Genomic DNA, 21,041 nt, shown 5'->3' on the forward strand with positions numbered 1-21,041 from the left:
ACCGTTCCCGGTCGGGAGGCCCGTGGCGGCGCCACCACGGGCCTCCCGACCGGGACGGGCCGGCACCACCGCGCACCGCACCGCGCCGCGCCGCGCCGCGCCGCGGTCAGTGTGCGGCGGCGGCCAGCGCGCGGAGTCCCTCGTCGATCGACACCGACGGCGACCACCGCAGGTCCGACCGGGTGCGGCGCTGGTCGAACCAGTGCGCCGTCGAGAGCTGTTCGGCGAGGAACCGCGTCATCGGCGGCTCGTCGGTGCCGGGGCGGACGCGCCACACGGCCTCCACGGCGGACCCCGCGATCCGGGCGAGCGCGGCCGGCACGTGTCGGCGGGGCGCGGGGACGCCGGAGGCCGTGCAGATCCCCGCCAGGAGCTCGCCGACCGGGCGGGGTTCGCCGTTCGTCACGACGTACGCCTGGCCGTGCACGTCCTCGGCGCGGTGCAGCGCGGCGACCATCGCGGTCGCGGCGTTGTCGACGTAGCAGGTGTCGATCAGGGCGGCACCGGAATCCAGGACCGGCAGGCGTCCGCTGCGGGCCCGGTCGACGATCCGGCCGACGAGCTGTTCGTCGCCCGGCCCCCACACCAGGTGCGGGCGCACGGCGACGACCGCGAAGCCGGGGGCGTCGGCGTCCAGTGCCAGGCGCTCGGCGGCGGCCTTCGTCCGGGCGTAGTCGCCACGGGCGGTCTCGGAGGCGGCGGGGGTGGCGTCGTCACCGGCGATCGACGTCCCGGTGTGCGCGACGGAGGGCGACGAGACGAACACGAAGCGTGTGGCTCCGCCCTCGCGTGCGGCGGCGAGCAGGACACGCGTCCCGTCGACGTTGATCCGCGCGAAGTCGGCGGGGTCCCCGGCGAGCGACACCTTGGCGGCGAGGTGCACGACCGCCTCGACCCCCGCGACCGCGGAACGGACCGCGGCCGCATCGGTCATCGTGCCGAGCGAGTCGGTGACGCCCTCGACACGGGAGGGCCGGCGCTGGAACGTCCGGACCTCGTGCCCGGCGTCCCGGACGGCGGCGGCGACCGCACGACCGAGGAAGCCGCTCGCACCGGTGACCAGGACCCTCACGGGCGGGTCATCCGTCCCCCGGAGAGCACCGTCGCCGCCCAGCGGGACAGTCGGGCCCGGTCGACCTTCGAGTTGTGCCGGATGTCCGTCGGCAGCACCGGGACGACGAGGACCGCCGCGACCGGCACCCCGGCCGCAGCACGGACGCGCTCGGCGAGTGCGGGGTCCGCGAGGCCGGGACGACGAGCGGCGGGGACGGTCTCGATGACGGCGACCACCTGCTGCGTGCCGGCCGGGCCGATGCCGGCGATGCCGACACGGCCGATGCCGTCCACCCGCTCGATGCGCTGTTCCGGGCCGACCGGCGTGACGACGCCGTCCGCGGTGGTGACGACGTGCTGCATGCGGCCCTCGACCCAGAGCTGGCCGGACGCGTCGAGGTGCCCGACGTCGCCCGTCCGGTGGCCGCGCGGGTCGTCGACGCCGAGACGCGAGGCGCGGTCGGCCCGCCAGAGGCGGTCGTAGTGGTCGCGCACGTGCGGGGCGACGACGACGATCTCGCCGGTGACGTCCGGTGTCTCGGTGAGTGCTCCGGTCGCGCGGCCGTCGGCGTCGAGCGGGGCGATCCGCACCCGCACCGACGCAGCTGGTCGGCCGACGCAGATGCCGACTGCCGACGTCCCGTCGTCGCCGGACCCGGCGGCGCGGACCCCGTCCAGGTCGACGTCCGTCATCAGCAGCCCCTCGGTCATGCCGTAGGGGGTGTGCGCACTGGCGTTCGGCATCAGCTCGGTCGCCGCGGTGAGCAGCGCCGCCGACACCGGGGCACCCGCGGACAGGAACAGCCGCACGCGGCCGAGTGCCCGCCGGTCGTCGTCGCTGAGGGCGGACGCCGTCGCGACGACGTTCGCCAGGGCCGCCGGGGAGAGGAACACCACGGTGGCGTCCGCTGCGACCACCGCGTCGGCGACCGCTCGTGCGGTCAGCGTCCTGGGCGCGGTGACGTCCATGTCGGGTGCGACCGAGCGGGCTCCGAGGGCGGGGCCGAGGAGTGCGAACGGTGCGAAGCCCGCCACCAGGCCGGTGCCGACGCCGACGCCGTACTGGCCGGCGAGGGCGTCCCGCACCGCGCCGAGCTGGCCGTGCGTGTAGACGACGCCCTTCGCCGGTCCGGTCGACCCGGAGGTGAAGAGGACCGCTGCCGGAGCGTCGGAGGCGGGTGCGGACGGCAGTGCGGCTCCGGCAGCGAGCCGTGCGGCCCCGCGGCGGGCCACGGCGGCCAGGGTGTGCTCGACCCGCAGGGCCCGGCGTGCCGGTGCGGGGAGCGCCACGGTCGCGATCCGACGCCCGGGCCAACCGAGGGCCCGAGCGGCGGCGAGTCCCGGCAGGGCGCCGATGATCCAGTCCGGACGGGCACCGCGGACGGCGCGGGTCAGCCCGCCGAGGCCGAGTCCGGCGTCCGCGACGACGACGACCGCGCCGATCCGGACGCAGGCGTACAGGGCGGCGGTCAGGTCCGCGCCGGGCGTGACCAGGAGCGACACCCGGTCGCCGGGTCGGACGCCGAGGTCGACGAGCCCGGCGGCGACCTCGTCGATGCGTCGGGCGAGCAGCCGCCAGCTGATCGTCCGCGTGCCGCCGGGTGCGGCCATCTCCACCAGGGCGGGCTCGTCGCTGTCGCGGAGTCCGGTCAGGTGCGTCCAGAGCGGGCGGTGCGCGTGCTCTGCCCGGTCGGCGCTGGCGTCGGCCGTGCCGGCGACGTCGTCGGCCGGGAGGCCCGGTGCGGCCGAGGTGGGCACGACATCGTCCGGCAGGTGGTCACCGAGCCAGTCGAAGACCGTTCCGGCGACGTCGGCGTCGTCCGGCAGCAGGTGTCCGGCGCCCTCGAACCGGTGCACGTCGGCCAGCGGCAGCCGTGCGGCGAGGTCGTCGAGGTAGCGCTCGAGGAACACCGGGTCGCGCGGGCCCCAGAGGAGCAGGGCGGGGACGTCCAGCGCCGCGACGCCCGCCGCGATCCGATCGAGCTCGCGAGCGCTCGGGTGGGTGGCGTCGACGGGGATGTCCGCGACGAAGCCGCCGACGGCGCCCCGCCGTGCTGCACCGCGGTACGGCGCACGGTAGGCATCGGCGGTCGCTCGGTCGAGCCGCGGGTGCGCGATCGCCAGGGTGGTCTCGATGAACGCCGGCGTGACGACGGTTGCCCGGCCGAGCAGCTCGGGACGGAGCGCCAGGCGGAGCGGCGCCGGGATCGGCGCGTCCTCCGGCTGGTGCACGGCGGTGTTGCAGGTCGTCACCGCGACGACGAGGTCCGGGTGGTCCACGGCCCAGCCGAGGGAGACGACTCCGCCCCAGTCGTGGCCGAGCGTGACGACGGGACCCGCGAGCCCGAGTTCGTCGGTCAGGGCGCCGAGTTCGGCGACCCGGTCCGCCAGGCGGTGGTCGACACCCGTGCGCTCCGAGAAGCCCATGCCGAGCTGGTCGACGGCGACGACGCGCCAGACCGGACCGCCGGCAGCGGCGACCTCGAGGGACCGCGCGACGACCGAGCGCCACAGGTAGGACCAGGTCGGGTTGCCGTGCACGCAGAGCAGCGTGCCGACGGGCTCGACGCCGAGCTCCGCCAGGGACGCGGCCGTGTCGAGGAGGTGCCAGGTCCGCGCGGGGCGAGCCGGGCCTCCCGAGCGGTCGGGAGTCGCGGGGACCGTGACCAGGCGGGACCAGGCCGGGTCGAGTCCGGGCAGGGGCGGCGGGAGCATCGCCGGAGCCGTGGTCGCGGCGGCGCGGGGCAACCGCGGTGTCACCAGCGCAGTTCCATCATCGCCGTGTTGATGCCGGAGCCGACACCGCCGAGGAACACGCGGTCTCCGGGGCGGATGGAGCCACGGGTGACCTCGTCCGCGAGAGTGATCGGGATCGACGCCGGGCCGACGTTGCCGAAGCGCTCGTAGGTGGTCGGGACCTTGTCACGCTCGACACCGATGGCCTGGACGAAGGCGTTCGTGTGCACGTCCGAGACCTGGTGCAGGACGTAGCGGTCCATGTCGGCCCAGTCGAAGTGGGCACGGGCCTCGTTCCAGGCGGCGACGACGAGCTCCATGCCGCCCTTGAGCAGCATCTTCGCGTCCGTGAACATGCCGTCGACGCTGCCGACGCACAGGTCGTACCACTGGGTGGCCGCGCGCGTGACTCCGCCGACGATGCGGTGGCCGGCCGGGTGCAGGTCCGCCGGGCCGAGCACGGCGGCAGCAGCGCCGGAGCCGAGCGTCAGGCTGGCGAACTCGCTCATGAAGTCCTTGCGGTTCCGGCCGCCCTGGTTCAGGCGGTCGATCGTGTTCAGCTGCACCTGGTCGGCGTCCTCGCCGTCCACGATGAGCGCGTACTTGATCTGACCGGAGTCGATCATGCTGGCGGCGACGCTCATCGCGTTGACGAAGCCGAGGCAGGCGTTCGCGATGTCGAAGTTGATCGCCGACGTCGGCAGGCCGAGGCCGTGGTGCAGCCGTACGGCCACCGAGGGCTCGAGGTGCGGACGGGTCACCGAGGTGTTGATGAGCAGGCCGACGTCCTCCGGCTGGATGCCCGCGGCGGCCATCGCCCGACGTCCGGCGTCGATCGCGGCGGTCTGGAAGGACTGGTCCTCGCCCCAGTTGCGGCGCTCCCGCACCCCGGCGACGCGTTCGAGCAGCCCCATCGGCAGGCGGAGCCGGCGGAGCACACCGCGGAGCTTCTCCTCGATGTCCGCGGACGTGGTCACGCGCTCGGCGACGGTGGTCTCCACGGCGAGGATCGCGGCGTTCTGGAAACGGACGGTCGCGTTGCCGGGTCGTTCCGTCTCGGCGCTCGGGGTGTCCTGCTGAGGCCGCTCGGTCATGATCGTCACTTGCACATACTTCCGTATCGATGCTGGGTCTCCGTTGCGACTGCGCCGGACGGACCCCGGGAACGTCGTCGCCGTTGCCGATCCGGCAATCGTACTGGCCGTCCCCGAGCGCCGGTGCGAAGCTGCGCGGATGACCGCACAACCCGCTCCCGGCGCGGATGCCGAGGCCTTCTGGACCGCCCGCTACGGTGACGCCCCGATCTGGTCCGGGGCACCGAACGCCTCGCTCGTCGACACGGTGGCCCCGCTCTCCCCCACTCGCTCGGATCATCCGCTCCGCGCGCTCGACCTCGGGAGCGGTGAGGGTGGCGACGCCCTGTGGCTGGCGGCGCAGGGGTGGCACGTCACCGCCGTCGACATCGCATCCAACGCCCTCGCGCGCGGCCGGACCGAGGCCGAGCGCGTCGGACTGGGCGACCGTGTGACCTGGGTGCAGGCCGACCTGGCCACCTGGGACACCGACGACCGGTTCGACCTCGTCGCGGCGTCGTTCCTGCACTCGTCGGTGTCGTTCCCGCGGACGGCGGTGCTCCGACGGGCGACGCGCCTCGTGGCGCCGGGCGGCCACCTGGTCGTCGTCGGGCACGCCGGGTCCCCGTCGTGGGCGTCGCACGGGGAGCACGCGCACGCCGAACCCCTGGTCGGGCCGGCGGAACAGGTCGAGCAGCTCGCGCTGGACGACCGGTGGGCCGTCGAGGTCGCCGAGCTCCGCACGCGGCACATCGCCGCGCCCGACGGCAGCCCGGCGACGCTCGAGGACTCGGTGGTGCTGCTGGTGCGGCGGGACTGACAGCCGGCTCCACACCGCACGAGAGGCCCCGTCGCCGGAGCGACGGGGCCTCTCGTGTCAGGTGCGTCGGATCAGCCGCGCAGCTCAAGGTACTTGGCGATGAGCGCCTTCGTCGAGGAGTCCTGCGCGTCCAGGGCGTCCTGGTCGCCGTCGACCGCCGGGGCGACCTGCAGCGCCAGCTGCTTGCCGAGCTCGACACCCCACTGGTCGAACGAGTCGATGCCCCAGATGGTGCCCTCGGTGAACACGATGTGCTCGTAGAGGGCGATCAGCTGGCCGAGGACGCTCGGGGTGAGCTCCGGCGCCAGGATGGACGTCGACGGCTTGTTGCCGGTGAAGGTGCGGGCCGCGACGATCATCTCGTCGGTGGTGCCCTCGGCGCGGACCTCGTCAGCGGTCTTGCCGAACGCCAGCGCCTTGGACTGCGCGAAGAAGTTCGCCAGGAACAGGGAGTGGACGTCCTGGCCGGGCTGCACGGCCTTGCCGTCGCCGGACAGGTCCTGCAGGGCGTGCGCGGGCTTGGCGACCGTGATGAAGTCGGCCGGGATCAGCCGGGTGCCCTGGTGGATGAGCTGGTAGAACGCGTGCTGGCCGTTCGTGCCGGGCTCGCCCCAGAAGACCTCGCCGGTGTCGGTGACGACGTCGGATCCGTCCCAGCGGACGCGCTTGCCGTTCGACTCCATCGTGAGCTGCTGCAGGTAGGCCGGGAAGCGGTGCAGGTACTGCGTGTACGGCAGCACCGCGTGGCTCTGGGCGCCGAGGAAGTTCGTGTACCAGACGTTGAGCAGGCCCATCAGGACGGGGACGTTCTGCTCGAGCGGGGCGGTGCGCATGTGCTCGTCGATGGCGTGGAAACCGGCGAGGAACTGCTCCCAGTTCTCCTTGCCGATCGCGATGACGACGCTGGTGCCGATCGCGGAGTCGACCGAGTAGCGGCCGCCGACCCAGTCCCAGAAGCCGAAGGCGTTCTCCGGGTCGATGCCGAACGCGGCGACCTTGTCGAGCGCGGTGGACACGGCGACGAAGTGCTTCGCGACGGCGTCCTTCTTCTCGTCGTCGCCGGCGTCGGACAGGCCGAGCTCCGACCAGAGCCACTGGCGCGCGAGACGGGCGTTCGTGAGGGTCTCGAGGGTGCCGAAGGTCTTCGACGCGACGATGAAAAGCGTGGTCTCGGGGTCGAGGCCCGCGGTCTTCTCGTGGATGTCGGCGGGGTCGATGTTCGAGACGAAGCGCACCTCGAGCCCCTGCTGCACGTACGGCTTGAGGGCTTCGTAGACCATGACGGGGCCGAGGTCGGACCCGCCGATGCCGATGTTGACGACGGTCTCGATGCGCTTGCCGGTGACGCCCGTCCAGGCGCCGGAACGGACCTGCTCGGCGAAGCCGTAGACCTTGTCGAGCGTGGCGTGCACGTCGGCGTCGACGTCCTGGCCGTCGACGGTCAGGGGTGCGGCGGGGACCAGGCCCTCGGTCGCCTTCGGTCGGCGGAGCGCGGTGTGCAGGACGGCGCGGTCCTCGGTGACGTTGATGCGCTCGCCGGAGATCATCGCCTGGTAGCGCTCGGCGACGCCGGTGTCCTCGGCGACCTGTAGCAGTGCCTGCAGGACCTCTTCGGTCACCAGGCCCTTCGACAGGTCGACCGTCAGGTCCGCGGCCTGGAAGGTGTACTTCTCGGCACGACCGGGGTCGGCGTCGAACCACCCCCGGAGGTCCGGGGAGAAGCCGGCGGCGATGCCGTCGAGCTGCTTCCATCCTGCGGTCGATGTGGGGTCGACGGGTGCGGAATCGGTCACTTCGGTCCTCCTGGACGCCAGAGCTGGACGGCCCGCAGACCTGGCGCAGCATCGCGTCGCGGGCCGCGTCCGAGCGTAGTGCCGTTCCGTTGACCTCGCGCACAGGACCGCGCCGACCGTGGGCGCAGGACCGCGTCACCGGTGGAGGACGCGGATCCGCCGGACACGACTTCGTCAGGATCGCCGCTCCCTCGACATTGCTGTAGTGAAGGAGGCACCGTGGACACCGAGACCGACACCGACGCAGACGTCGCCCTCACCCGACGACTGGCGGGTGGGGACCGCGCCGCGCTGGCGGACGCGTTCGACCGGTTCGCACCGACGCTCACCCGCTACGCGTGGGCGCTGGCCGGCAGCAGGCAGGACGTCGAGGAGCTCGTCCAGGACACGTTCCTGACGCTCTGGCAGAAGGCCGACACCCTGCAGCTGTCGACCCGTGCGCTCCTCCCCTGGCTGCTGGTGGTGTGCCGGAACCACGCGCGGAACCAGGCGCGGGCGATCGCCGGACGGGCGGCCGACGAGCTGCCGGCCGAGCTCGCCGTGCCGGAAGCCGACCAGGAGGCCCGTGAGCGCCTCCGGTGGGTCCGTGACGAGATCGACGCGCTCACGCCGCTCGACCGGCGGATCTGCGAGCTGTGCCTGATCGAGGGCCACTCGTACAGCGACGCGGCCGCGATGCTCGGGCTGAGCGTCGGCGCCGTGACCCAGCGGGTGTCCCGCTCCCGAGCACGACTGAAGAAGGCGGTGACGCACGATGAACACTGAGCCCCCCACCGGAGACGACCTGCAGCGGATGCTCGTCTCGATGAAGCAGACCGTCCTCGACCGTGCCGAGGAGCGGCACCCGGAACCGCGGCGGCACCGCAGCCGCATCGTCATCGCCACCGTCGCCCTCCTCGCCCTCGGCACGGCCGGTGGCGCCGTCGCCCTCGCCGTCGTCCCGCAGGTCCAGCAGGCCGCCCCGGCGCCGAGCCCGACCGCCGAGCCCTCGGTGCCCGCGAGCACTCCGGCGTCCGCGCCGGTCGTCGACACCCCTGCTCCGAAGCCGTCCGCATCGAGCGCCGCGGCACCGTCTCGGTACCCGGACGACTGCCGGGCGCTGTACTCGGACGCGGACCGGCAGCGGTTCTTCGGCGCGACGCCACTCGCCCAGACACCCGCACACCCGGACGGGACGACCGTTCCGGCACCCGCGTCGACCACGTACTCCGGTGGCACCTGGACGGCCGCGACGTGGCTCGCCTGTGACTGGGCGCAGCCACGCACGGACGTCGGCAGCGTCCACGTCACCATCGGCAGTGCCTCCGCCACCGCTCTCGCTGAGCGCGAAGACGGGCTCCGCGCCGCGGGCGCAGACTGCGCGCCGGGTGACGGTGGCACGGTCTGCCGGCTGCCGGACGCGGCGGACCCGGACTTCGTCGGTGCCGAGACCTCGTGGTGGGACAGCGACGGTCGGTGGATCACGATCGACCAGGTCAACTTCCCGACCTCGGGCCTGCTGCCGGCGACCATCGCCGGGCTCTCGTCCGACCGGGTCGGACCGGGCTCCTGGGTCGTCAGCGGCGCGGGGGTCGGGCCGATCACCATCGGCAGCTCGTACCAGGACGTGGTGGACGAGGTCGAACCCGTCCTGCCGCAGACGAACGGCGCCTGCCCGAACCCGAACGTGGGGTTCTTCGACTCCGGTGACCTGCACGTCATCGTCGTGCAGGCGGGCGGGAAGGTCGTCGGTGTCGACGCGAGCGGCCTGACCACCGCGGCCGGGATGGGCCGGGGGAACAGCATCGACCAGCTCCGGGCCGCGTACCCGGACCTCACCCGGACCCCGGGGTACGGCGACGACTCGTCCCCCGCGTTCGCCTACTGGAGCGTCCGTGACGGCGACCGGTCGGTGACATTCGAGATGGACGAGGGCGGGGAACTCGTGACCGGGGTGTGGGTCGGCGACGACCCGCGGCCGCCGTACGAGTACTGCGGTTGAGGCCCCGCGGCGACGTTCCCGGGCAATCGGTACGACGACAGTCGTACTGTGGACAGGCCCACGAACCGAACAACCGGGAAGGACCCGCGTGACCCACGCACTCTTCGACCCCATCACCCTCCGCGGACTCGAGATCCGGAACCGCGTCTGGATCCCGCCGATGTGCCAGTACATGGTCGAGGCGCAGGACGGCGTCCCCACCCCCTGGCACCTCGTGCACCTCGGCGGCCTGGCCCGCGGCGGTGCCGGCGCGGTGGTCGTCGAGGCCACCGGTATCGTCCCCGAGGGCCGGATCAGCCCGCAGGACCTGGGCCTGTGGAACGACGAGCAGCGCGACGCGTTCCGCCCGATCACCGACTTCATCCACAGCCAGGGCGCCGTCGCCGGCATCCAGCTCGCGCACGCCGGCCGCAAGGCCTCCACCAGCCGCGAGTGGGGTCCCACGGCGGGTGGCGGCAACGTCGCGCCGGAGCAGGGCGGCTGGCAGCCGGTCGGCCCGTCGCCGATCGCGTTCCCCGGACTGCACGTCCCCACCGAGCTGACCGTCGAGGGCATCGCGGAGGTGGTCCGCGCCTTCGCGGCCGCCGCCCGTCGCGCGGTCGACGCCGGCTTCGACCTCCTCGAGCTGCACGGCGCCCACGGGTACCTGCTGCACGAGTTCCTGTCGCCCCTGTCGAACGAGCGCACCGACCAGTACGGCGGCTCGCTCGAGAACCGCGCCCGTGCGCTGCTCGAGACCGTCGACGCCGTCCGGGCCGAGGTCGGCGAGGACGTCCCCCTCGTCGTCCGCTTGTCCGCGACCGACTGGGTCGAGGGTGGCTGGGACCTCGCCGAGTCCGAGCAGCTGTCGGCCTGGCTCGGCGAGCACGGCGTGGACCTGGTCTCGGTGTCGACCGGCGGCAACGTCCAGAACGCCCCGATCCCGGTCGGTCCCGGCTACCAGCTGCCGTTCGCGACCGCGATCCGGCAGGCCACGGGCGTGCCGGTCGCGGCCGTCGGGATGATCGACGACCCGTTCCAGGCCGAGCAGATCGTCGCGCTCGGGCAGGCTGACGTGGTCCTCGTCGGTCGTGGTGCCCTGCGCGACCCGAACTTCCCGATCCGTGCCGCGCAGGCGCTCCGGGTGGACCTGCCGTACAAGCCCGCACCGTACGAGCGCGCCTACCGCTGATCCCGCTGCGCGGGTGACGGACGGGAGGCCCGCACCACCGCCTCCCGTCCGTCACCCTCCACAGACGGCCGTTCCCGGACCGCCGTCCACAGGTCGGGATCGCCCCGGCCGCCCGGCCGACGTGAGCCGCTACCGTGGTCCTCATGACGGGCACGGGGGTGACCGCCGGGCACGACCCGGCGCGGGGCGAGGAGTGGTCGCGACTCCCGGTGGGGCGGCGCGAACACCGACAGGACGTGGTCCTGGCGCTCGTGCTCGCCGCCGCCCTGACGGTGTCGATGACCCTCTACGGCGCACTCGGCCTGTACGACGACCCGGCCCCCTGGTGGGTGTCGGCGCTCATGGTCGTCGCGAACGCCGGACCACTCGCGGTCCGGCGGCGCTTCCCGATGTCGGTCGCCGTGGTCGCCGCGCTGGCGTTCGCCGCGACCCAGCTCCTGCGGGTGCCCGAAGGACTGTTCGTCAACTTCACGCTCTTCATCGCCCTGTACACGGTCGGCGCCTGGTGCTCGGACCGGGTCCGCGCCGAGGCGGTGCGCTGGTTCCTCATCCTCGGCATATTCGCGTGGGTGTTCCTGGCGATCGTGTTCCGGTGGTCGGTGCCGAGCGCGCTGCCGGGCGACGGCGACTCGGTGATCCCGCCGTTCGTGGCGAACTCGCTGCTGTCGATCATCATCAACCTGGTGTACTTCGGCGCCGCCTGGTACTCCGGCAACCGGGCGTGGACGGCCGCGGTCGCCAAGCACGACCTCGACGAGCGCACGGTCGAACTGGCCGCCGAGCGGGAGCGGTCCGCGGCGCAGGCGGTCGCCCTCGAACGGGTCCGCATCGCCCGCGAGCTCCACGACGTCGTCGCCCACCACGTGTCCCTGATGGGCGTGCAGGCCGGCGCCGCCCGACGGGTGATCGACCGCGACCCGGTACAGGCCGCGGCGTCCCTCGGGGTCGTCGAGGACAGCGCCCGAACCGCGGTGGAGGAACTGCGGCGGATGCTCGGCACCCTCCGGCAGTCCGATGCGGACGGTCACACGCTGCCCGCCGACGCGCCGAGCACCGAGGGGCTCGCGCGGCTGCCGGAACTGGCCGCGGCCGCGACGACCGCCGGGCACGACACCGGCTTCAGCATCGTCGGTGACGTCCGACCCGTTCCGCCGACCGTCGCGGCGGTCGCCTACCGGATCGCGCAGGAGGCCGTGACGAACGTCCTCAAGCACGCGGGGCACGACGCCCGCGCCGACCTGCGGCTGCGGTACCTGCCGGACGGCCTCGAGCTCGAGGTGACGGACACCGGGGCCGGGGCACGGGCCTCCCGGTCCACCGCGGGCAGCGGACTCGGCCACGTCGGCATGCGCGAGCGCGTCGCCGCGGTCGGCGGACGGATCGAGATCGGGCCCCGTGCCCGCGGCGGCTACCTGGTGCGGGCATGGCTGCCGACGGCGTGATCCGGGTGGTCCTGGCCGACGACCAGGACCTGGTGCGGGCCGGTTTCCGGGTGATCCTGGAATCGGAACCGGGTGTGCAGGTCGTGGCCGAAGCCGCCGACGGCGCCGCAGCCGTGGCCGCCGTCGCCGCCCACCGGCCGGACGTCGTCTGCCTCGACGTGCAGATGCCCGGCGTCGACGGGCTGGAGGCCGCTCGGCGCATCACCGCCACCGATGACCCGCCGGCGGTGCTCGTGCTGACGACGTTCGACACCGACGAGTACCTGTTCGACGCCCTCGCCGCCGGGGCCAGCGGGTTCCTGCTGAAGAACGCCTCCCCCGAGAAGCTCATCGAGGCGGTGCGCACGGTCGCCGCCGGGGACGCCCTGCTCTCCCCGGACGTGACCCGACGGGTGATCAGCCGCGCGACGAGCGCGAGCGTGCCGGTGGTGGCGCCGGTGACCGAGCCCGCGACCGCCGGCGTGGACGCGGGACCCGGTGCTGGTCCGGTGGCCGGCCTGACCGACCGCGAGACCGAGGTGCTCCGGCTGCTCGGGCGCGGACTGAGCAACGCCGAGATCGCCCGACTGCTCTTCGTCGGGGACGCCACCGTGAAGACCCACGTGTCGAACGTGCTGCAGAAGCTCGGCGTGCGGGACCGGATCCAGGCCGTGGTGTGGGCGTACGAGAACGGCGTGGTCCGCTCCGCCGACTGAGCCCTCCCCCGCAAGACGCAACGTCGGCGGCACGGCGCAAGGGTGTTCCGTTGCGCGGAACCGCCCACGTTGCGTCTCGCGGAAGGGACCGTCTCCCCCGCGTGGCGGAGGAGCCCGGGTGACGATCCCCGTCTCGTGCCGGACGCGCCGACCCCACCCGCCCTCGTACCGTCGGAGGCGCAGCGACGGTCGCTGCGGAAGGGACCCGTCATGCTCAGCATCGAGGGAGTGACCAAGCACTTCGGCGAGCGCCGCGTGCTCGACGACGTCGGCTTCACGGTCGGTCGGGGCCGGTTGACCGGGTTCGTCGGTGGCAACGGCGCCGGCAAGACCACCACCATGCGCATCATGCTCGGCGTGCTGGACGCCGACAGCGGCACGGTCGCCATCGACGGCGTCCCGATCGGCCCGGCCGACCGGCGTCGGTTCGGGTACATGCCCGAGGAACGCGGCCTGTACCCGAAGATGCCGGTGGCCGAACAGGTCACGTACCTGGCGCGGCTGCACGGTGTCGACCGCCGGACCGCGACGGCGCGGACCACCGAGCTGCTCGAGCGGCTCGAACTCGGCCCGCACGCCGGCGACCCGGTGGAGAAGCTCTCGCTCGGCAACCAGCAGCGCGTGCAGGTCGCTGCCGCCCTGGCCCACCGGCCGGAGGTCCTGGTGCTCGACGAGCCGTTCTCCGGCCTCGACCCGATGGCCGTCGACACGGTCCTCGGCGTCCTCCGCGAGACCGCGGCGGACGGCGTGCCGGTGCTGTTCTCCAGCCACCAGCTCGACGTGGTCGAGCGACTCTGCGACGACGTCGTCGTGATCGCGGGCGGTCGCATCCGGGCGGCCGGGCCGCAGGACGAACTCCGACGGAAGGCGGGGCCGGCGGCGTGGGAGATCCTGGTGGCGGACGACGCCGCCTGGCTCCGCGACGAACCGGGCGTCACCATCCGGGAGTTCGACGGCGGCTACGCCCTGTTCGAAGCGGACGAGTCCGTCGCCCAGGCCGTCCTGCAGCGCGCGGTCGGCCGGGGCGCGGTGGCGTCGTTCGGTCCGCGGGTCCCCCGTCTCAGCGAGGTCTTCACGGAGGTCGTCCGATGAGCGTCGTCCAGCGCAGCACCGTCGACGCGGTCCGGCTCGTCACCGTGCGGGAGATCCAGGCCCGGCTCCGCAGCAAGGCGTTCGTCGTCTCCGCGGCGATCCTGCTCGTGATGGTCGTGGCCGGCATCGTCGTCGCGGGCATCGTCGGCAGGTCGACGGCGAACGCGACGACCCCGGTCGCCGTGGTCAGCGGTGTGAGCCTGCCGAGCTCCGACGGGCTGGACGTGACACGGGCGTCCGACCGCGCAGCCGCCGAGCAGCTCGTGCGCGACGGCGAAGTGGACGCCGCGATCGTCCCCGACGGCGGACAGCTCGGCTTCCGGGTCGTCGGACTCGACAGCGCGCCGACCGACGTCGTGCAGGCGCTCAGCGTCTCCCCCGAGGTCGACCTGCTCGACCCCGGCGCGCTGCCGCCCGGGCTGGTGTCCCTGGTGGGGATCGCGTTCGGCGTGGTCTTCTTCGCCTCGGCCGTGACGTTCGGACAGTCGATCGCGCAGAGCGTGGTGGAGGAGAAGTCCACCCGGGTCGTCGAGATCCTGATGGCGGCGATCCCCGCACGGGCACTGCTCGCGGGGAAGGTGATCGGCAACAGCGCGATGGCCCTCGGACAGATCGTCGCGATCGCGATCGCCGCCGCCGTCGCACTCGCGGTGACCGGCCAGGACAACCTCTTCACACTGCTCGGCCCGAGCGCGCTGTGGTTCGTCGGGTTCTTCGCGATCGGGTTCGTCCTCATCGCGGCGCTGTTCGCGGCGTCGGCGGCCCTGGTGTCCCGTCAGGAGGACGTCGGCAGCGTGACCACCCCGGTGATGATGCTGCTGATGATCCCGTACTTCCTCATCGTGTTCGCCGCGGACGACCCGATGATCCTCGGCATCATGTCGTACGTGCCGTTCAGCGCCCCGATCGGCATGCCCGTCCGGATCTTCCTGGGGACGGCCGAGTGGTGGGAGCCCGTGCTCTCACTGGTCGTCGTCGCGTCGTCCGCCCTCGTCGTGGTGCTCCTCGGTGCCCGGGTCTACGAGAACGCGCTGCTCCGCACCGGTGGCCGGGTGAAGCTGGCCGAGGCCATCCGCGGCTGACCCTGGTCGCCGATGCTCCGGAGGACGCGATCGGTCGGTCCCCCGTGGCGGTTCCCGGACACCCGACTGCCGCGGGTGACGGCTCTCGTGGGATGCTTCGCGTGATGCCGATCGACGACGCGATGCCGGTGCGTCTCGACGTGACGGGGACGGACCTCGGGGAGGCCGCGACCTTCATCGCGGACCTCTACGGCGCGGAACTCCGCGTCGAGCCCGTTGCGACGCCGTTCTCGTTCCGGTACGCGGCAGTCGGCGACAGCACGATGTCGCTGCACACCGCGCGGTTCGCGGGACGCGTCGACGGGGAACTGCCGCCGTCGGACGCCGTCATCGTCCAGTGGCTGCAGTCCGGGTCCTCCCGGCTCGACACCGGGGGCAGCGTCCTCGACATGGAACCGGGCATCCCGGTGCCGCTGCTGCCCGAGCGCACGTTCTCGTTCACGATGGAGGACTACGAGCAGCGGCTCGTGCACCTGTCCCGTGAGGTCGTCGAACGCGTCGCAGCCGAGCAGGGTGCGGACCTGACCGCGGGCCTGCGCTTCGACCACACGACACCGCCGTCCGACCAGTCCGTGCGGACCTGGCACAACACGGTGTCGCTCATCTCGCACACCCTGCGCGACGGCACACCCGGCCGTCTGCTGCACGCCGAGATGGCGCGGCTGGCCGCGGCGTCCCTGCTCGAGATGTACCCGCAGCAGCGCCCGGCACGCCGGAGCCCCGAGGGCACGGCACTGTCGGTGCACGTCCGCGCAGCCGTCGAGTACGTCAACGACCACGCCCGGATGCCGATCACGACGAGCTCGCTGGCGCGACACCTCGACGTGAGCCTGCGTGCACTGCAGGAGGCGTTCCAGCGGGACCTGCAGACCACGCCGAACGCCTACATCCGGCAGGTGCGCCTGGACCGGGTGCGACAGGAGCTGCTCTCCTCCGAGCCGACCGCCGTCACCGTCCGCGAAGTGGCCGCGGGGTGGGGCTTCGCGCACCTCGGTCGCTTCGCGCAGCAGTACGTCGCCGAGGTCGGCGAGACCCCGATGGCGACGCTCGAGCGGTCGGCGCGGGACTCGGCAGCGGACTGACCCGGCCGCCCCCGTGACCGGACCGGTCGACGGGAGGAGGCCGCGCCTCCCGACCGTCGGTCCGGCAGGTCTCAGATGAAGTCGGTGTGCGCGTTCGGCGCGTAGGCCGTCATCAGCGTCGCCGCGGCGAGCCGGGCGGAGCGCGCCGGACGGGTCGTGCGGTGGATCGCAGCCTCGACGTTGGCGCCTTCGACCAGCAGCGACAAGGCGTCGGCGACGTGCAGGGGCAGTCCTGCGCGACCGGCGAGCGCGTGCAGGTGGGCCTCGATGCCGCGCAGGTGCTCGTGAGCCAGGGCGGCGACGCGCGACTCGGAGCGCCCGAGCTCGCCGTAGCCGTTGATGAAGGCACACCCGGTCCAGGTCTCGTCCTCGAAGCACGACTCGAGGTGTGCGAAGACCGTCAGGATCTCGTCCCGGGCGTCGGCAGCCCCGACGGCGGCATCGGCGAGCCCTTCGTTCCACCGCTCGTGGCGGTGCTCGAGCACGGCGACGACGACGTCGATCCGTTCCGGGAAGAGGGCACGGACCGTGGCCTGGTCTTCCCCGGCGAGCGTGGCGATGGCGGCGTGGTCGAGACCGACGGCCCCCTCGGCGGTGAAGACCCGATCGGCGGCGTCGACGACGCGAGCACGGTCCCAGCGGTGCGGTGCCTGCTCGACGTCGACGCCCACGTCAGATGGTCGTCGTCGTGGTGCGGAGAGCGTTGCCGCGAGCAGATCGCTCGGCGCACAGCGCCTCGAGCCTGCCCAGCCGAGCCCAGACGACCCGGTGTTCGGCCGTCAGCCCGCTGGCGTCCGCCGTCACACGGGTGCTCCCCTGCTGGAGGGCGTTCACGCGGCGGCCTGGAAGAAGTCGGCGTACGTGGGGTCGGTGCTGACGCCGATGCCGAGTCGGCTGATCACGATCCGGTCGATCTCGACGGGCGAGGACATGCCTCGTCGGTGCCACTCCAGGGGGTCGGAGCGGAGTTCCTGCATCATGGTGGAGTCACGCACGGGGGGCCTCCTGTTCGCGCAGCAGCGCGGTCATGTCGATGGGTTCGGTCAGCGCGACGGTGTCGTACGGCGCTGTTGCGGCGGTGATCACGAGGCGACCACCAGGGCGATCACGGCGAGCGTGAACGCGGTGACGGCGGCGAGGCCGGCGACGAGCGCGCTGGCGGTCAGGATCCGGCGACGGGTCGCCTCGCGGACCTCGGAGAAGGTCTCGGTGCGCTTCGGGCGGCGAACGGCCGGGCCTCCGGCGAGAGGTGTCGGGATGGCAGTGATGGTGGCGGGCATGAGCTTCGCCTCCTCTACAGGGACCTCGGACGGTCCCGCGTCGACCAGGGCGACCGCTGCGGCCAGGCCACCGCAGATCGCGGGGGATGTCGGGGCACTCGGGATGATGTTCGTCCTGGTGTCTGCGACGCTACGACACCCGTCCGGCGGGACACGAACGCGTTCGTGGATCCGCGACTCGCGACGGGTGCGGACCGCGCATCCCGACCGGGGTCACGCGTGTTCCGCGCATCGCGCGGCGGGCCGGTCAGCGCAGTGCGCGCCGGTAGCGCCAGCGGACGACGACCTGCGCGACCCGGAGCAGCGGGAACACGACTGCCCAGCGGTGGGTCGTGGACGGCCGGGTCAGGGAGCGCAGCGTCAGCCACACCGCGTCGCCCTCACGGGTGACGACGAACGCCTCCTCGCCGTCGACCGGGTGGCCGGGCAGCGTCCGGTAGGCGAACCCGACGCGGTCGGCGGTGCGCACGACCTCGACGACCTCGACGGGCTCCCGCACGACGACCGGCCCGATCCGGAAGCGCACGTCCAGCCGCTGACCCGGCCGCGCCTCCGTGTCGTCGGGCACCGAGAAACCGCTGCGGGTCTTCACGCCCCAGCGGAGCACCGACCGGGAGGCCCGCTCCCACACCGCCTCGCCCGTCCCGACCACAGACCGCCGCTCGTACCGCCGGTACGTCGGGGCCGTGGGGCCCCAGACGGCGGACGCGACCGCCGTCCGTGCCGCGCCCGCCGCGCTGCCCCGTCCGACCGCGGCCGTCCCCTCGTCGCTGCCCATACCGGCCATCCTGCCCGAAGGACGTGCGCGGGCGAGCTGGACGACCCTCCCGGCCCATCGCCGACCACCCCGTCGTCAGGCCCCGCGCGTACCGTCCAGACCATGAGCAACGTCATCATCCTCGGCGGCCACGGCCGCGTCGCCCTCCTCACCGCGCAGCTCCTGACGGCCCGCGGCGACACCGTCTCGTCGGTCATCCGCAAGGCCGAGCAGCAGGACGACGTCCGCGGCACCGGTGCGGAGCCCGTCGTCGCGGACATCGAGCAGCTCGACATCGCCGGGCTCACCGACCTGGTCCGCGGACACGACGCGATCGTCTGGGCAGCAGGTGCCGGCGGGGGTTCCGCCGAGCGCACCTGGGCCGTCGACCGGGACGCCGCGATCCGCTCCATGCACGCTGCGCTCCAGGCGGACGTCCAGCGATTCGTCCTGGTCTCCTGGTCGGACGCGGGCCTCGGTCACGGCGTCCCCGAGGACGACGACTTCTTCGCCTACGCCGAGGCGAAGACCGTCGCCGACGCGGTCCTCCGCGACTCGGCCCTCGACTGGACGATCGTCGCCCCGAGCACCCTGACCGACGACGAGCCGACCGGGTCCGTCGAGACCGCCGACCCGTCCTCGAGCATCGCCCGCGGGGACGTCGCCGCACTGGTCGCCGCAGCCCTGCACGACGACGCGTCGGTCGGCAAGACCTTCCGCGTCAACACCGGCGACGTGGCGATCGAGCAGTTCGTCCGCGACTGAGCGGTCACCCCGCGCTGAGCCGTCACCCCGCGTCGCGAGACGCCCGCACGTCCCCGAGACGCCGCCGGATCCGGCGGCGTCTCGTGCTGTCGGCGGCGTCTCGTGCTGTCGGCAGCGCTCAGGGCAGCAGCGCGGCGGCCACCGCTCGGGCCGTCGTGGTGTCGCCGGCGCCGCCCCGCAGGCGCATCGCCAGCGCCCCGGACACCACGAGGAGCAGTCGGTCGGCGAGGACGCCGGCCTCCTCCGGCCCGACCAGCGGCACCGCAGCCTGCCGGAGGCGCGACCGCAGCGTGGCCGTCTCGTGGTGCAGGACGACCGTGATCTCGTCGGGCGCGTCCGCGTACTCCGACGCCGTGCCGAGGAACGCGCACCACCGCGACCCGGTCGGCGTCGACCGGAAGTCGTCGAGCGCGTCGAAGACCGCCAGCAGCCGGCCCCGGTCGTCGGGCGCGTCTGCGACGGCGTCGTCCCACACCCGCAGCCACTCGTCGTGCCGCCGGTCGAGCGCTGCGGCGACCAGGGCTTCCTTGCTGGCGTACCCGCGGTAGAGCGTGGCGGCGGAGACCCCGGCGCGTTCGAGGACGGCGTCGATCGGGGTCGCGGCGATGCCCCGCGTGAAGAACAGCTCCTCCGCGGCGTCGAGGAGCTTCCGCTCCGTTCCTGGACGCATCGTCATGCCAGCACCCTAGGCTCTCAAAAGTGAAACGTACGTTTTCGTTCTTGGGCTCGCCCGCCGCGCTGGTCGGCAGCGGTACCGCGCTCATCGCGGCCACCTACGGGCTGGTCCGCCTGGCCTACGGACTGTTCCTGCCCGACGTCCAGCACGCGATCGGGCTCGGCGACGGCCCGGCCGGCTGGATCGCGTCAGGCTCCTCCGTCGTGTACTGCGTCGGCGCGCTCGCCGGGTTCCTGGTCGCACCGACGCACCCCCGGACCGCCGTCGTCCTGGCGGTGCTCACGGCCGGCCTCGGTGTCGCCGGGATGGCCGCCAGCACCGGCCCACTCGGGTTCGGCGTCGCCGCGGTCGTCAGCTCGGCGGGGGCGGGGCTGGCCTCCCCCGCACTCGTCCGACTCGTCCAGCGGAACCTGACGACCGAGCGTGCGAACGGGGCGCAGGCCGTGGTCAACTCGGGCACGGGGCCGGGTCTCGTCGCCGCGGGCGTCCTGGCCCTCGTGCTGCTGCCGGACTGGCGGACGGCCTGGGCCGTGGCGGCCCTCGTCACGGTGCTCGCCGGGGCGGCCGTCCTGCTCACCGACCGAGCGGGCGCAGCAGCACCGGCACCGGCATCACCACCAGCACCGGAGCCCCCGACCGACACCGGAGCCACCACCGTCCCACCCCGCCCCTGGTTCGCCGCACACCGCCGCCCCGTCCTGGTGGCACTGCTCCTCGGCGCCGGATCGGCCGCGGTGTGGACGTACGGTCGGACCCTGCTCGTCGACGCCGGCGCACCGACGACCCTGTCGGTCGTGGCGTGGATCGCCCTCGGGGCCGGAGGCGCCGCGGTCGCCCTGACGTCGAGGCGGCTCGGGCGGCTGCCGGCCCGGTCCGCGTGGACCCGGACCGCATCCGTGGTGGCGATCGCGACCCTCGGCCTCGGCCTGGCCGCGCAGCTGCACGGTGGGGCCCTGACCGCGGCGGCACTGGTCTGCTGCGCACTGTTCGGGTGGGGCTACACCGCCGCGACCGGTGCCCTCATCACGTGGACGGCGGAACTCGACCGCGACCGCGCGGCGGCCGGCACCTCGGTGCTCTTCGTGGTCCTGGTCCTCGGGCAGGCGGTGGGGGCGGCGGCAGCGGGCAGCGCAGTCCTCACGGCCGGGACGGGACCGGTGTTCGTCGCCGCCGCGGTGGTCGTCGCGCTCGGGGTCGTGCCGGCGCTCAGAAGTCCTCGCCGATGTCCGGCACGTCGGTCATCTCCTCGTTCCACGCCGGCCGGGCGGGCTGCAGGCGCAGGGTCTCCGCCTCGAGGTACTCGATGACCTCCGGGTCGAACGGCTCGTCGGCACTGTCCGGCACCGGTGTCGAGAAGATCTCGCTGGCCGGGCCGATGAGCAGGTGCGCGTAGACCGTCCCGCCGCCTTCGGTGATGACCGGGATCTGGACGACGTCGGACTTGTTCGCCACGGCCAGGGCGCGGCAGTACCGGAGGAGGGCCTTGCAGGTGCGGTCCCCGGTGAGGAAGGAGCTGTTCACGTAGTGGATGCGGCGCATGTCG

The 21,041-nt window shown here is 73.4% G+C and carries 22 protein-coding genes; 11 read left to right on the top strand and 11 right to left on the bottom strand.

Going from position 1 to position 21,041, the window contains the following annotated elements; all coding sequences use genetic code 11:
* Positions 1-106 precede the first annotated feature (106 nt).
* The 3 genes from DEJ33_RS11460 to DEJ33_RS11470 are packed head-to-tail and all read right to left on the bottom strand — an operon-like array spanning position 107 to position 4,883.
* Positions 107-1,072, bottom strand: coding sequence for an NAD(P)-dependent oxidoreductase (locus DEJ33_RS11460; RefSeq protein WP_111195021.1), 966 nt, complete (start codon positions 1,070-1,072; stop codon positions 107-109).
* Complete coding sequence (locus tag DEJ33_RS11465; RefSeq protein WP_111195094.1) at positions 1,069-3,768, bottom strand: alpha/beta fold hydrolase; 2,700 nt, start codon at positions 3,766-3,768, stop codon at positions 1,069-1,071. Before DEJ33_RS11465 ends, DEJ33_RS11460 begins: the two co-directional genes overlap by 4 nt.
* 41 nt (positions 3,769-3,809) lie before the next feature.
* Positions 3,810-4,883 (bottom strand): 3-oxoacyl-ACP synthase III, encoded by a 1,074-nt coding sequence (locus tag DEJ33_RS11470; protein WP_111195095.1) that lies wholly within the window; start codon positions 4,881-4,883, stop codon positions 3,810-3,812.
* A 139-nt stretch (positions 4,884-5,022) separates the two neighbouring features.
* Here DEJ33_RS11470 and DEJ33_RS11475 point away from each other — a divergent pair, with 139 nt between their 5' ends.
* The gene (locus tag DEJ33_RS11475; RefSeq protein WP_111195022.1) at positions 5,023-5,682 is read left to right on the top strand and encodes a cyclopropane-fatty-acyl-phospholipid synthase family protein; all 660 of its coding nucleotides are present in this window, start codon (positions 5,023-5,025) and stop codon (positions 5,680-5,682) included.
* 71 nt (positions 5,683-5,753) lie between these two features.
* On the opposite strand, the gene pgi is transcribed toward DEJ33_RS11475, so the two are convergent.
* Complete coding sequence (gene pgi / locus DEJ33_RS11480; RefSeq protein WP_111078506.1) at positions 5,754-7,475, bottom strand: glucose-6-phosphate isomerase; 1,722 nt, start codon at positions 7,473-7,475, stop codon at positions 5,754-5,756.
* Positions 7,476-7,694: 219 nt separating this feature from the next.
* On the opposite strand from pgi, the gene DEJ33_RS11485 reads away from it, so the two are divergent.
* The 8 genes from DEJ33_RS11485 (at position 7,695) to DEJ33_RS11520 (ending at position 16,020) form a co-directional block, all read left to right on the top strand.
* Positions 7,695-8,240 carry an RNA polymerase sigma factor gene (locus DEJ33_RS11485; RefSeq protein ID WP_111195023.1) on the top strand — a complete coding sequence of 182 codons (546 nt, stop codon included), beginning with the start codon at positions 7,695-7,697 and terminating at the stop codon, positions 8,238-8,240.
* On the top strand, positions 8,230-9,456 hold the full coding sequence (locus tag DEJ33_RS17695) for a hypothetical protein (protein WP_146242601.1): 1,227 nt from the start codon (positions 8,230-8,232) through the stop codon (positions 9,454-9,456). The genes DEJ33_RS11485 and DEJ33_RS17695 overlap by 11 nt, the downstream gene beginning before the upstream one ends.
* 88 nt (positions 9,457-9,544) lie before the next feature.
* On the top strand, positions 9,545-10,627 hold the full coding sequence (locus DEJ33_RS11495) for an NADH:flavin oxidoreductase/NADH oxidase (protein ID WP_111195025.1): 1,083 nt from the start codon (positions 9,545-9,547) through the stop codon (positions 10,625-10,627).
* A gap of 143 nt (positions 10,628-10,770) precedes the next feature.
* Complete coding sequence (locus DEJ33_RS11500) at positions 10,771-12,069, top strand: sensor histidine kinase (protein WP_111195026.1); 1,299 nt, start codon at positions 10,771-10,773, stop codon at positions 12,067-12,069.
* Positions 12,051-12,764 (top strand): response regulator transcription factor, encoded by a 714-nt coding sequence (locus tag DEJ33_RS11505; protein WP_111195027.1) that lies wholly within the window; start codon positions 12,051-12,053, stop codon positions 12,762-12,764. Before DEJ33_RS11500 ends, DEJ33_RS11505 begins: the two co-directional genes overlap by 19 nt.
* A gap of 210 nt (positions 12,765-12,974) precedes the next feature.
* Positions 12,975-13,856 (top strand): ABC transporter ATP-binding protein, encoded by an 882-nt coding sequence (locus DEJ33_RS11510; protein WP_111078511.1) that lies wholly within the window; start codon positions 12,975-12,977, stop codon positions 13,854-13,856.
* A complete protein-coding gene (locus DEJ33_RS11515; protein ID WP_111195028.1) occupies positions 13,853-14,938 on the top strand; it encodes an ABC transporter permease in 1,086 nt (361 codons plus the stop codon). Before DEJ33_RS11510 ends, DEJ33_RS11515 begins: the two co-directional genes overlap by 4 nt.
* Before the next feature lie 104 nt (positions 14,939-15,042).
* On the top strand, positions 15,043-16,020 hold the full coding sequence (locus DEJ33_RS11520; protein ID WP_146242602.1) for an AraC family transcriptional regulator: 978 nt from the start codon (positions 15,043-15,045) through the stop codon (positions 16,018-16,020).
* A 71-nt stretch (positions 16,021-16,091) separates the two neighbouring features.
* Here DEJ33_RS11520 and DEJ33_RS11525 read toward each other — a convergent pair whose 3' ends face one another.
* The 5 genes from DEJ33_RS11525 to DEJ33_RS11535 all read right to left on the bottom strand — a co-directional run bounded on the left by DEJ33_RS11525 (position 16,092) and on the right by DEJ33_RS11535 (position 18,078).
* Entirely contained in the window at positions 16,092-16,691 is a 600-nt protein-coding gene (locus DEJ33_RS11525) for a TetR/AcrR family transcriptional regulator (protein ID WP_111195030.1), read from the bottom strand.
* A gap of 1 nt (position 16,692) precedes the next feature.
* A complete protein-coding gene (locus DEJ33_RS17280; protein WP_181432784.1) occupies positions 16,693-16,854 on the bottom strand; it encodes a hypothetical protein in 162 nt (53 codons plus the stop codon).
* Positions 16,851-17,015, bottom strand: coding sequence for a hypothetical protein (locus tag DEJ33_RS17285; protein ID WP_181432785.1), 165 nt, complete (start codon positions 17,013-17,015; stop codon positions 16,851-16,853). The genes DEJ33_RS17280 and DEJ33_RS17285 overlap by 4 nt, the downstream gene beginning before the upstream one ends.
* Positions 17,016-17,102: 87 nt before the next feature.
* Entirely contained in the window at positions 17,103-17,300 is a 198-nt protein-coding gene (locus DEJ33_RS11530; protein WP_111195031.1) for a hypothetical protein, read from the bottom strand.
* Between the two features lie 247 nt (positions 17,301-17,547).
* Entirely contained in the window at positions 17,548-18,078 is a 531-nt protein-coding gene (locus DEJ33_RS11535; RefSeq protein WP_111195032.1) for a DUF1990 family protein, read from the bottom strand.
* A gap of 102 nt (positions 18,079-18,180) precedes the next feature.
* Between DEJ33_RS11535 and DEJ33_RS11540 the strand changes: the two genes are divergently transcribed.
* The gene (locus DEJ33_RS11540; RefSeq protein WP_111078516.1) at positions 18,181-18,822 is read left to right on the top strand and encodes an NAD(P)H-binding protein; all 642 of its coding nucleotides are present in this window, start codon (positions 18,181-18,183) and stop codon (positions 18,820-18,822) included.
* A gap of 118 nt (positions 18,823-18,940) precedes the next feature.
* Here DEJ33_RS11540 and DEJ33_RS11545 read toward each other — a convergent pair whose 3' ends face one another.
* On the bottom strand, positions 18,941-19,498 hold the full coding sequence (locus DEJ33_RS11545) for a TetR/AcrR family transcriptional regulator (protein WP_111195033.1): 558 nt from the start codon (positions 19,496-19,498) through the stop codon (positions 18,941-18,943).
* 23 nt (positions 19,499-19,521) lie between these two features.
* On the opposite strand from DEJ33_RS11545, the gene DEJ33_RS11550 reads away from it, so the two are divergent.
* A complete protein-coding gene (locus DEJ33_RS11550; RefSeq protein WP_181432786.1) occupies positions 19,522-20,805 on the top strand; it encodes an MFS transporter in 1,284 nt (427 codons plus the stop codon).
* Here DEJ33_RS11550 and DEJ33_RS11555 read toward each other — a convergent pair.
* On the bottom strand, positions 20,705-21,037 hold the full coding sequence (locus tag DEJ33_RS11555) for a hypothetical protein (protein WP_111195035.1): 333 nt from the start codon (positions 21,035-21,037) through the stop codon (positions 20,705-20,707). The genes DEJ33_RS11550 and DEJ33_RS11555 overlap by 101 nt on opposite strands.
* Positions 21,038-21,041: the final 4 nt, after the last annotated feature.

Source organism: Curtobacterium sp. MCPF17_047 (assembly GCF_003234045.1).
Classification (GTDB): domain Bacteria; phylum Actinomycetota; class Actinomycetes; order Actinomycetales; family Microbacteriaceae; genus Curtobacterium.

What these genes read in the sequence shown, in the direction of transcription:
- DEJ33_RS11465 (WP_111195094.1), bottom strand. Translation starts at nt 3,768, where the DNA reads ATGCTCCCGCCGCCCCTGCCCGGACTCGACCCGGCCTGGTCCCGCCTG.
- DEJ33_RS11470 (WP_111195095.1), bottom strand. Translation starts at nt 4,883, where the DNA reads ATGACCGAGCGGCCTCAGCAGGACACCCCGAGCGCCGAGACGGAACGA.
- DEJ33_RS11475 (WP_111195022.1), top strand. Translation starts at nt 5,023, where the DNA reads ATGACCGCACAACCCGCTCCCGGCGCGGATGCCGAGGCCTTCTGGACC.
- DEJ33_RS17695 (WP_146242601.1), top strand. Translation starts at nt 8,230, where the DNA reads ATGAACACTGAGCCCCCCACCGGAGACGACCTGCAGCGGATGCTCGTC.
- DEJ33_RS11500 (WP_111195026.1), top strand. Translation starts at nt 10,771, where the DNA reads ATGACGGGCACGGGGGTGACCGCCGGGCACGACCCGGCGCGGGGCGAG.
- DEJ33_RS11505 (WP_111195027.1), top strand. Translation starts at nt 12,051, where the DNA reads ATGGCTGCCGACGGCGTGATCCGGGTGGTCCTGGCCGACGACCAGGAC.
- DEJ33_RS11510 (WP_111078511.1), top strand. Translation starts at nt 12,975, where the DNA reads ATGCTCAGCATCGAGGGAGTGACCAAGCACTTCGGCGAGCGCCGCGTG.
- DEJ33_RS11515 (WP_111195028.1), top strand. Translation starts at nt 13,853, where the DNA reads ATGAGCGTCGTCCAGCGCAGCACCGTCGACGCGGTCCGGCTCGTCACC.
- DEJ33_RS11520 (WP_146242602.1), top strand. Translation starts at nt 15,043, where the DNA reads ATGCCGATCGACGACGCGATGCCGGTGCGTCTCGACGTGACGGGGACG.
- DEJ33_RS11530 (WP_111195031.1), bottom strand. Translation starts at nt 17,300, where the DNA reads ATGCCCGCCACCATCACTGCCATCCCGACACCTCTCGCCGGAGGCCCG.
- DEJ33_RS11535 (WP_111195032.1), bottom strand. Translation starts at nt 18,078, where the DNA reads ATGGGCAGCGACGAGGGGACGGCCGCGGTCGGACGGGGCAGCGCGGCG.
- DEJ33_RS11540 (WP_111078516.1), top strand. Translation starts at nt 18,181, where the DNA reads ATGAGCAACGTCATCATCCTCGGCGGCCACGGCCGCGTCGCCCTCCTC.
- DEJ33_RS11545 (WP_111195033.1), bottom strand. Translation starts at nt 19,498, where the DNA reads ATGACGATGCGTCCAGGAACGGAGCGGAAGCTCCTCGACGCCGCGGAG.
- DEJ33_RS11555 (WP_111195035.1), bottom strand. Translation starts at nt 21,037, where the DNA reads ATGCGCCGCATCCACTACGTGAACAGCTCCTTCCTCACCGGGGACCGC.